Source organism: Rhizobium sp. NZLR8, from assembly GCF_019685025.1.
Classification (GTDB): Bacteria; Pseudomonadota; Alphaproteobacteria; order Rhizobiales; family Rhizobiaceae; genus Rhizobium.
Genome location: NZ_JABDVY010000005.1, coordinates 419,496 through 428,544 on the forward strand (window position 1 = coordinate 419,496; position 9,049 = coordinate 428,544).

Below are 9,049 nucleotides of genomic sequence, written 5' to 3' on the forward strand. Positions count from 1 at the left end.
GTGTTGCATGGATTCGTCGTTTTCCTGTGGGATCGCTGGCAACGGAGAAGAATGGCAGTGACACGCAGCAACGGTCTTTTAGTTAAGTCATTGACAAGATGGTGATCCCGACGCGATTCGAACGCGTGACCCCCAGATTAGGAATCTGGTGCTCTATCCTGCTGAGCTACGGGACCACTGAATGCCATGCATACAAAAGGCTTGGCGGGAAGCCAAGCCTTAATTGTTGTCAGACGCCGAGGCGCTGTTCGGCGAGGCGGACCCAGTAGGAGATGCCGTGGGCGATGGCTTCGTCGTTGAAGTCGTAGGCCGGGTTATGCAGGCCGGCGCTGTCGCCGTTGCCGATGAAGATGAAGGCGCCGGGGCGGGCGTTCAGCATGTAGGAGAAATCCTCGCCGCCCATCATCGGGTCGATCTCGGCGTTGACGTTGCCCTCGCCGGCGATTGAAGTGGCGGTGGCGACCGCATGTTCGGTCTCGTCAGGATGGTTGACAGTGACGGGGTAGTTGCGGTGGAAGCTGATTTCGGCCTCGGCGCCGTGGGCTGCGGCCAGGCCCTCGACGATCTGCCGGAACCGCGTCTCGGCCAGCGTGCGTACTTCGGCGTCCAGCGTGCGCACCGTGCCGGCGAAGGTCGCATCGTTCGGTATGACGTTATGGGCGAAACCGGCATTGAACTTGGTGACCGAGACGACGACCGAGCTGATCGGATCGGCGGTGCGCGAGGCGATCATCTGCAGGTTGGCGACGATCTGGGCGCTAATGGCGATCGGGTCGATCGTCCGGTGCGGCTGGGCGGCGTGGCCGCCGCGGCCCTTGATGGTGACGGTGAATTCGTCGGTCGCCGCCATGATCGCGCCCTTGCGCGTGGCGAACTGTCCCACCGGCAGGCCCGGCAGATTGTGCATGCCGTAAACCTCTTCGATGCCGAAGCGCTCCATCATGCCGTCCTTGACCATCAGGTTGCCGCCGCCGCCGCCTTCTTCGGCGGGCTGGAAGATGACGGCGATATTGCCGTTGAAATTGCGGGTCTCGGCCAGGTACTTTGCGGCGCCGAGCAGCATGGCGGTGTGGCCGTCATGGCCGCAGGCATGCATCTTGCCCGGCGTCTTCGAAGCCCAGGGCTTGCCTGATATTTCGGTCAGCGGCAGGGCGTCCATGTCGGCGCGCAGGCCGACGGTGCGGCGGCCTTCGCCCTTGCCCCTGATCAGGCCGACGACGCCGGTGCGGCCGATGCCGGTGACGATCTCGTCAACGCCGAATTCCTTGAGTTTTTCGGCGACGAAGGCGGCCGTGTTTTCCACCGCGAAAAGCAGTTCGGGCCGGGCGTGGATGTGGCGGCGCCATTCGGCGACTTCGTCCTGCAATTCCGCGGCTCTGTTCAAAATCGGCATATTCGCGTTCCTGTTATGAAATCCCGACAATCTTTCATCGCATCACGAGGGTGTGAGCCCGGGGTGTGAGGCTGCGTATGAGGCTGTGGAAATTACTTAGTCAATGACCTTTGCCATGTCATAGCCATATAGGATAAATAGGTGAAGGTTTCGAGATTTTCCGAATATCCGAAGGACGAACCGTGTCGACGAGCCACTTCCGTTTGTTTGCCGCTTTGCGGCCGTTGAGTTTCGTGGTCGCCGCGACTGCCGGTTTTCTTGCCTCCATTCCGCTTGCTCAGGCCAATCCGCATATTCTCGTCGATGTGCAGACCGGCCGCGTGCTCGAGCATGAAGAAGCCTTCCGCAAGTGGTATCCGGCCTCGCTGACCAAGCTGATGACCGTCTATACCGTGTTCGACGCGATCCGCGCCGGCCAGATCAGCCTCGATACGCCCGTGGTCATGAGCAAGCGCGCCGCCGCGCAGCCGGCCGCCAAGATGTATTTCAAGCCGGGCCAGAAGCTGACGCTCGACAGCGCTCTGAAGATCCTGATGGTGAAATCGGCCAACGACATTGCCGTCGCGGTCGCCGAAGCGGTCGGCGGCACCCAGGAAGCCTTCGTGACGCGGATGAACGGCGAGGCGCTGAAGCTCGGCATGACGGATTCGCATTTCGTCAATCCGAACGGCTTGCCCGGCAAAGGGCAGTATACGACGGCGCGCGACCTTGCGGTACTGACCGTGGCGCTGCGCCGCGATTTTCCGCAATATGCCGGGTATTTCGCGCTTGAGGGTTTCACCAACGGCCAGCAGAACGTGCCGAGCCTCAACATGCTGATCGGCCGCTTCGCCGGCGCCGACGGCATGAAGACAGGCTTCATCTGCGCCTCGGGCTTCAACCAGATCGGTTCGGCGACGCGCAACGGCCATACGCTCGTCTCGGTCGTGCTCGGCACCGACAGTCTCGCAGCGCGCGCCGATGCGACGGCGAACCTTTTGCAGAAGGGTTTCACCACGCCGTTTCCCGGCAACGATACGCTGGGTTCGCTGAAGCCTTACGGCGCGGGACAAGACCAGGTTTCCGACATTACCGCCGATATCTGCAGCGCCAAGGGCGCCAAGGTGCGCAGCGAAACGCGCGACGAGGTCGGCCGTATGCGGGTGCAGTCGCCCTATATCCTGGAAATGGATCACGATCCGCGCTTTGTCTTTGCCGGCCTCATTCCCGGCCAGGATCCGCAGCCGGCTCAGCAGCCGGAAAAGGTGGCGACTGGCGATACGGCGGGAGGCATCGCCAACGTGCCGGTGCCGATGCCGCGCCCGACATCTTTCTAAGATAGGTTTTCAAGGTAAAACGACATGAGCGCGCTCAACGACAGGATTCCGGTCACCATCCTGACCGGCTTTCTCGGCGCCGGCAAATCGACGCTGCTCAACCGCATCCTCAAAGATCCGGTGATGAAGGATGCAGCCGTCATCATCAATGAATTCGGCGATGTCGGCATCGATCATCTGCTGGTCGAAAGTTCCGGCGATTCGATCATCGAACTCTCAGACGGCTGCCTCTGCTGCACCGTGCGCGGTGAGCTTGTGGATACGCTGGCAAACCTGATGGACGCTGTGCAGACCGGCCGTGTCAAGCCGGTGAAGCGCGTCGTCATCGAAACGACGGGTCTTGCCGATCCTGCTCCGGTCATGCAGGCAATCATGGGCAATCCCGTCATTGCGACGAATTTCGAACTCGATGGCGTCGTTACCGTCGTCGATGCGGTAAACGGGCTGCAGACGCTCGACAATCACGAGGAAGCGCGCAAGCAGGCGGCGGTCGCCGACCGGCTGATCGTCTCGAAAAAACCGATGGCCGGCGGGACAGCTGGAGTGGATGCTCTGGAAAAGCGCCTGCGGGCGCTCAATCCGCGCGCGACGATGATGGATGCCGACAGCACCGAGGCAGGCAGTGCCGCGGTGCTCGTCAACGGCATCTACGATCCGGCGACGAAGATCGCCGATGTCGGCCGCTGGCTGCAGGACGAGAATGCGCACGAGGCGCATCACAATCATGATCATGATGGGGACCACGGCCACCATCACCACCATGATCACGCGCATCAGGACCCGCATGACGTCAACCGTCACGATGCCTCGATCCGCTCTTTCTCGATCGTCGAGGAAAAGCCGATCGATCCGATGGCGCTCGACATGTTTATCGACCTGCTGCGCTCTGCCCATGGCGAGAAGCTGCTGAGGATGAAGGCGATCGTTTCCGTCTCCGACCGGCCGGACCGACCGCTGGTGCTGCATGGCGTGCAAAGCATCTTCCATCCGCCGGTGCGGCTTGCCGCCTGGCCGGATCCCAGCGACCGGCGCACGCGCATGGTGCTGATCACCAAGGATCTGTCGGAAGCCTTCGTGAAGGATCTGTTCGACGCCTTCCTCGGCAAGCCGCGCATCGACATGCCCGATCGCGCCGCGCTGTCCGACAATCCGCTCGCCATTCCCGGCATGCGAATCTAGATCGCGTTCACATTTGTTGTTACGCGATCTTCTTCAGCTTCTGTGTTTACCGCTGCCTGAAAGCCATCTTGCCTGCTGGCCGCTCAGCAGCTGCGATAGCGGTCAGGTGGGCGCGCATGGCGGCGCGGGCGGCTTCCGGGTCACCGGCCGAGATCGCCCTCAGGATTGCCAGATGCTCGCCGCGCTGCAGGCCTTCCGGATAGTCACGCGACAGCGTGCTGTCTGTGCCCCAGGGCGAGGCTATGTCGCACGGGATCGCCCGCATGCCAAGCGCATCGAGAACTTCCACATAATATGAATTGTTCGTGGCAGCCGCGATTTCTCGGTGGAAAGCGAAGTCGCTCTTACCCGTCGCTTCGCCGCGGCCGAGCAGCCGGTCGAATTCGAAGGAGGCTTCCTGGATCTGCGCCTCCTGTGCTGCATTGCAGCAAACCATATTGTCGATCACGAATTCGTGTTCGTTGCCATGCGTAACAGAAGGCCTTGCCGAACCGAATGGAGAGTTACCCGGCCGATGACCGGCCGGCGGAACATCCAAGAGGAGATCATCCATGAACCGTTCGACGCTCACCCTTACCCTCGCCGGCTCGCTCGCCACCGCTTTTGCGTCCGTTGCTTTCGCCGCCCCGTTGCCGGCTGAGAAAATGGTCGGCAACGAGAAGTGCTATGGCATCGCGCTCAAGGGACATAACGACTGCGCCGCAGGCGCCGGCACGACCTGCGCAGGCACCTCGACGATGGACTATCAGGGCAACTCCTGGAAAGCTGTGCCGACCGGTACCTGCACCAGCATGAATGTCGGCGGCCACATGGGCAAGCTGGAGCCGATGAAGGGCTGACCGTCAAGCGGGGGCCCAGCTACACGGGTCCCCGCCATTGTCCGACAAATCGGGAGGAACCGCGATGTCCGCTTCAAAAATCCCAACTTCCGCCTTGCCCGCCCGTGCCGGCCTTGGTCTCAAGCCCGAGCACTATGAGACTATTCTGGCCAATCGGCCGGATATCGGCTTCTTCGAGGTGCATGCCGAGAACTATATGGGCGCCGGCGGGCCGCCGCATCGCTATTTGGAAGCCGTGAGTGCACTCTATCCACTTTCGCTGCATGGCGTCGGCTTGTCGATCGGTGCAGCGCACGAGCTTGACAAGGCGCATCTGAAGCGGCTGCGCGGCCTGATCGATCGCTATCGGCCGCAGAGCTTCTCCGAACATCTGGCCTGGTCGACCCACGACACGGGCTTTCTCAATGACCTGCTGCCGCTTCCCTATACGCCGGAAACGCTGGCGCGCGTCATCGATCATGTCGACGAAACGCAGCAGGCGCTCGGACAACGACTGCTGCTCGAAAACCCGGCGACCTACGTGCTGTTTGCCGACAGCACGATCGATGAGGTGGACTTTCTGGCGACAATTGCGGAGCGGACCGCCTGCGGTCTGCTGCTCGACGTCAACAACGTGATGGTCTCGGCGGTCAATCACCGGCTCGATGCCGCCACCTATATCGACTGCTTCCCGGTCGAGTTGGTCGGCGAGATCCACCTTGCCGGCTACGACGAGACCCTCGACGACGCCGGCGACCGGTTGCTGATCGACACGCATGGTACGGCGGTCAAGGGCGATGTGATGGCGCTCTACGAACACACGCTTGCGCGCAGCGGACCGCTGCCGACGCTGATCGAATGGGACAACGACGTCCCGGATTTCGTGACGTTGCAGACGGAGGCGGCCCGCGCGGATGCGATGCTCGCCGCCGAAACGCTCCGCCGCAATAAGCGTAGGATCCGGGCGGCATGACAATGGATTTCGCCGCAAGCCAGAACGCCTTTGCTGATGCATTGCTGCATGCCGACCGGCCGGTGCCGGACGGTATCACCACAGCGCGCGGCACGACCGACGCTGCGCGGTTCGCCATCTACCGCAACAATGTCTTCGTCGGGCTGACAAGGGCATTGGCGCAGCACTTTCCGGTGACGGAACGGCTCGTTGGAAAGCAATTCTTCACAGCTATGGCGCGGGCCTATGCCCAGGATCACAAACCCACCTCACCGCTGATTATCGAATATGGCGGCGACTTTCCGGATTTCATTGCAAGCTTCCGGCCGGCGAGTAATCTTGCCTATCTGGCCGGCGTCGCCCGGATCGAAGCGGCCTGGACGCGGGCCTATCAGGCGGCGGACGCCGCGCCGCTCGATCTCGCGGCCCTCTCGGCCTTGGCGCCCGAGACGCTTGCCGACTTGCGGCTGGTGCCGCACCCTTCAGCGGGTTTGATCCGTTCGGACCATCCTGTTGGCTCGATCTGGAGTGCGCATCAGCAGGACATGGTTATGCCGGTCGCCGACTGGCGAGCGCAGGATGTGCTGGTCGTGCGGCCGGAGATGACCGTCCATGTTCATATCCTGCCGCCGCAGGACTCCGTTTTCGCGGCCTGCTTGTTCAAGGCCGCCACGCTGGGTGCGGCAGCAGAGGCGGCATTGATCGCCGCCCCCGAATTCGATTTTGGAACAGCGCTGATTGGTCTTGCCAGTCTCGGTGCATTCGGCGCCCTGCAACAGGATGAAGGAAACGTCCCATGAAGACCGAAGCAGCCTCCTCATACGGCGCTGGCGCTGCCCTTGCCGCTCTCGTCACACGCACCGAAGGCCTGCTCGCCTCCCTTCCCCCATCGCTGCCGCTGCTGGCGCTGCGCTTCGCGCTCGCAATTCCCTTTTTCAAGTCGGGACTGACGAAATGGGACGGATTCCTGACGCTTTCACAAGGGGCAAGATATCTCTTCGAACAGGAGTTCAGACTCCATATCTTCGGCAGCGAGATTCCCTATCCGTTTCCCTTGACGATGGCGACGGCAGCAGGGATCGGCGAACTGGTCCTGCCGGTCCTGTTGATCCTCGGCTTGGGGACGCGGTTTGCCGCCCTCGGCTTGCTGCTGATGACGGCGATTATCCAACTGACCATTCCCGATGGCTGGGCGAATTTCCACCTGCCCTGGGCGGCGATGGCATTGGCATTGGTCGTGTTTGGCGGCGGCAGGATCGCAATTGATCCACTGGTAATGCAACGCCGCAAATGACCTGCGTTGCGACTTGTTCGGGCTGATTTTAGAGCATGTCGCGCAAAAGTGTGCAGCGGTTTCGCGATAACGACATGCGTAAAAACAATAGGCTAAAGCGCTAAGAGCGAATCTGTGTGCAGCGGTTCCGGGATAACGAAATGCATAAAAACAAAGGACTAAAGCGCGTCGCATGAATCAAGTTTGATGCGACGCGCTTTAGCGCTTGCGGATCAGGAAGCGGTGGCCGTTTTCGGTCTTTTCGGTCTCGACCAGTTCGTGGCCGTCCTCGTTGCAGAAATGCGGCATGTCGATCACCGCCAGCGGATCGGTGGTGTCGACGCGAATGAGCGTGCCACTTGCCATGGCGGCAAGCTTCTTGCGTGTCTTGATCACGGGGAAGGGGCATTTCAGGCCGCGAAGATCGTAGAGAACGGGGTTCAAGCCGTTCAGTTCCGCGCCCAGAATTTCCAGAACGGCTTCTTTGTCGCGGCTTCCGCGGTTTCCTGCGGTTCGGGCGCCGTATAGGCCAGCGGGTTCGGCATCGGCACAGGAACCACCGCGGGGGTCGCGACGACCGCGGGGGTCGCGGCAGCGACTGCCATTGGCTGCGGCTGGGCAGCGGCGAGTGGTGTGGCGCCCGGTGCGGTCTTGGTGGCAATGCCCTGCGCGGTGCGCTTGGCCATCATGTCTTCGAGTTCGGCAACCTTGACCATGCGGCCGGCTTCCAGCGAGGTGCCGGTCGGGGCATAAGCGAGTTCGCGGCCCTTGCGCGTCTTGGCGACCACGGCCTTGCGCTCGGCTTCGGACGGATCGTACCAGGCCATGCCGTCGAATTTGCCCATCGCCTTGGCATAGTCGGCATCATAGGTCTTGCCGTAGGCGGCAAGGGCGGCCGTCAGCGCCGGCGGCGTCGACATAGCAGGGCATTTGCCGGCGGCATTGAAGGCGCCGCCATCGGTTGCCTGCTGGTTGAAGACGTATTTCTTCTCGCAGACGTTCACCTCGGGCGGGCGCTTCGTCACTTCGAAATTGTCGTAGCCGACCTTCAGCATCTTCCAGAAGTCGTAACTCGAGTCGAGGCGATGCTTGACCATGTTTTCCGCGGTCATGCGGAAGGGGAAGGCCTGCAGCTGCACGGTCGACTGGCCGCCCTTGAAGGCGTCGCGGGCGAAGGCGTAGATCTCCAGCACCTGCTGGTCGGTCATCGAATAGCAGCCGGAGGACGAACAGGCGCCATGGATCATCAAATCGGAGCCGCTGCGGCCGTTCGCCGCGTCGTAGCGGTTCGGGAAGCCGGTGTTGATCGCCAGATAATATTTCGAGTTGGGGTTCAGGTTGGCGCGCGACAGGTCGTAGAAACCTTCCGGCGCCTGCCGGTCGCCGGTCTTTACCTTGGGACCGAGACGGCCGGACCAGGCGCAGATCTTGTAATCGGCGATCTTGTCGAAACGGTTGTCGGTCTTCGCCTTCCAGATCTCCATGGCACCTTCTTCCTTGAAGATGCGGATCATGATCGGCGAATTGCGGTCCATGCCCTTGGCGGACATGGCGGTGAGGATATGGGCAGGAAGCGGCTGCTCGACCTTGTTCTTGACCTTGGAGAGATCGACCTGCGCGGTATCCAACGCATCATTGCAGCCGGCAAGAGCCAGCGCCATGAGGGAAACATAGGCAAAATGACGTATGCGCATCCAAACTAGCCCATAAAGATAAAGCGACCCGGTCCGCCTATGGAGTTCGGGCATTGGAAGGAATCATAGGCGGCTTATACTTTATAAAACCTTACCAGCCTATGACGTGCCCCGAACATCCCCGCAAGCGCGAATGTTACAGATAGTATCAATGTGGCCAAGATTTGGCCCCAATCGGCGAAAGCCGAACTTGTCTCGGACATGATGCCGAAAAGTCTCAGCGATTTCCGGCTGTTTTAGAGCATGATGCCGAAAAGTGTGCGCGGTTTTCGGACGACATCATGCTCTACTCTTTAATTTAGCAGGCTGCTGAAATTCGCTCTGCGTTGGCGCAGTTGCTTGCTGTGGGTCTGATTTTTTTACAGACTGGCTGTCGTGCGGTGGGATTTTGGCCGATTGAGGCGGGTTTTCTGGCCATATCGGC

9 protein-coding genes, 1 tRNA gene and 1 pseudogene are annotated in these 9,049 nt (G+C 61.2%); 6 read left to right on the forward strand and 5 right to left on the reverse strand.

Features of this window, described 5'->3' with window-relative positions; translation table 11 throughout:
- Positions 1-99 precede the first annotated feature (99 nt).
- Both HJB89_RS15030 and HJB89_RS15035 read right to left on the reverse strand, forming a co-directional pair.
- Positions 100-176: transfer RNA gene (locus HJB89_RS15030), tRNA-Arg, on the reverse strand.
- A 53-nt stretch (positions 177-229) separates the two neighbouring features.
- A complete protein-coding gene (locus tag HJB89_RS15035; RefSeq protein ID WP_207582025.1) occupies positions 230-1,393 on the reverse strand; it encodes a M20 aminoacylase family protein in 1,164 nt (387 codons plus the stop codon).
- Between the two features lie 182 nt (positions 1,394-1,575).
- Between HJB89_RS15035 and HJB89_RS15040 the strand changes: the two genes are divergently transcribed.
- On the forward strand, positions 1,576-2,709 hold the full coding sequence (locus HJB89_RS15040) for a D-alanyl-D-alanine carboxypeptidase family protein (protein WP_221115526.1): 1,134 nt from the start codon (positions 1,576-1,578) through the stop codon (positions 2,707-2,709).
- A gap of 24 nt (positions 2,710-2,733) precedes the next feature.
- Positions 2,734-3,888, forward strand: coding sequence for a GTP-binding protein (locus tag HJB89_RS15045; protein WP_221115527.1), 1,155 nt, complete (start codon positions 2,734-2,736; stop codon positions 3,886-3,888).
- Between the two features lie 33 nt (positions 3,889-3,921).
- On the opposite strand, the pseudogene HJB89_RS15050 reads toward HJB89_RS15045, so the two are convergent.
- A pseudogene (locus HJB89_RS15050) lies at positions 3,922-4,312 on the reverse strand (FadR/GntR family transcriptional regulator); the annotation flags it as partial.
- 127 nt (positions 4,313-4,439) lie between these two features.
- Between HJB89_RS15050 and HJB89_RS15055 the strand changes: the two are divergent.
- The 4 genes from HJB89_RS15055 to HJB89_RS15070 all read left to right on the forward strand — a co-directional run bounded on the left by HJB89_RS15055 (position 4,440) and on the right by HJB89_RS15070 (position 6,952).
- A complete protein-coding gene (locus tag HJB89_RS15055; RefSeq protein ID WP_207582022.1) occupies positions 4,440-4,727 on the forward strand; it encodes a DUF2282 domain-containing protein in 288 nt (95 codons plus the stop codon).
- Positions 4,728-4,791: 64 nt separating this feature from the next.
- Complete coding sequence (locus HJB89_RS15060) at positions 4,792-5,679, forward strand: DUF692 family multinuclear iron-containing protein (RefSeq protein ID WP_221115529.1); 888 nt, start codon at positions 4,792-4,794, stop codon at positions 5,677-5,679.
- On the forward strand, positions 5,676-6,458 hold the full coding sequence (locus HJB89_RS15065) for a DUF2063 domain-containing protein (protein ID WP_221115530.1): 783 nt from the start codon (positions 5,676-5,678) through the stop codon (positions 6,456-6,458). Before HJB89_RS15060 ends, HJB89_RS15065 begins: the two co-directional genes overlap by 4 nt.
- Entirely contained in the window at positions 6,455-6,952 is a 498-nt protein-coding gene (locus HJB89_RS15070; protein ID WP_207582019.1) for a DoxX family protein, read from the forward strand. The genes HJB89_RS15065 and HJB89_RS15070 overlap by 4 nt, the downstream gene beginning before the upstream one ends.
- Before the next feature lie 198 nt (positions 6,953-7,150).
- Here the strand turns inward: HJB89_RS15070 and HJB89_RS15075 are convergent, their stop codons facing one another.
- Both HJB89_RS15075 and HJB89_RS15080 read right to left on the reverse strand, forming a co-directional pair.
- Positions 7,151-7,375, reverse strand: a complete 225-nt coding sequence (locus HJB89_RS15075) for a sulfurtransferase TusA family protein (RefSeq protein ID WP_018482755.1) — start codon at positions 7,373-7,375, stop codon at positions 7,151-7,153.
- 5 nt (positions 7,376-7,380) lie between these two features.
- Positions 7,381-8,625 carry a murein L,D-transpeptidase family protein gene (locus HJB89_RS15080; RefSeq protein ID WP_221150143.1) on the reverse strand — a complete coding sequence of 415 codons (1,245 nt, stop codon included), beginning with the start codon at positions 8,623-8,625 and terminating at the stop codon, positions 7,381-7,383.
- Positions 8,626-9,049 lie beyond the last annotated feature (424 nt).

Coding starts and splice junctions, on each gene's coding strand:
- HJB89_RS15035 (WP_207582025.1), bottom strand. CDS start 1,393: ATGCCGATTTTGAACAGAGCCGCGGAATTGCAGGACGAAGTCGCCGAA.
- HJB89_RS15045 (WP_221115527.1), top strand. CDS start 2,734: ATGAGCGCGCTCAACGACAGGATTCCGGTCACCATCCTGACCGGCTTT.
- HJB89_RS15055 (WP_207582022.1), top strand. CDS start 4,440: ATGAACCGTTCGACGCTCACCCTTACCCTCGCCGGCTCGCTCGCCACC.
- HJB89_RS15060 (WP_221115529.1), top strand. CDS start 4,792: ATGTCCGCTTCAAAAATCCCAACTTCCGCCTTGCCCGCCCGTGCCGGC.
- HJB89_RS15065 (WP_221115530.1), top strand. CDS start 5,676: ATGACAATGGATTTCGCCGCAAGCCAGAACGCCTTTGCTGATGCATTG.
- HJB89_RS15070 (WP_207582019.1), top strand. CDS start 6,455: ATGAAGACCGAAGCAGCCTCCTCATACGGCGCTGGCGCTGCCCTTGCC.
- HJB89_RS15080 (WP_221150143.1), bottom strand. CDS start 8,625: ATGCGCATACGTCATTTTGCCTATGTTTCCCTCATGGCGCTGGCTCTT.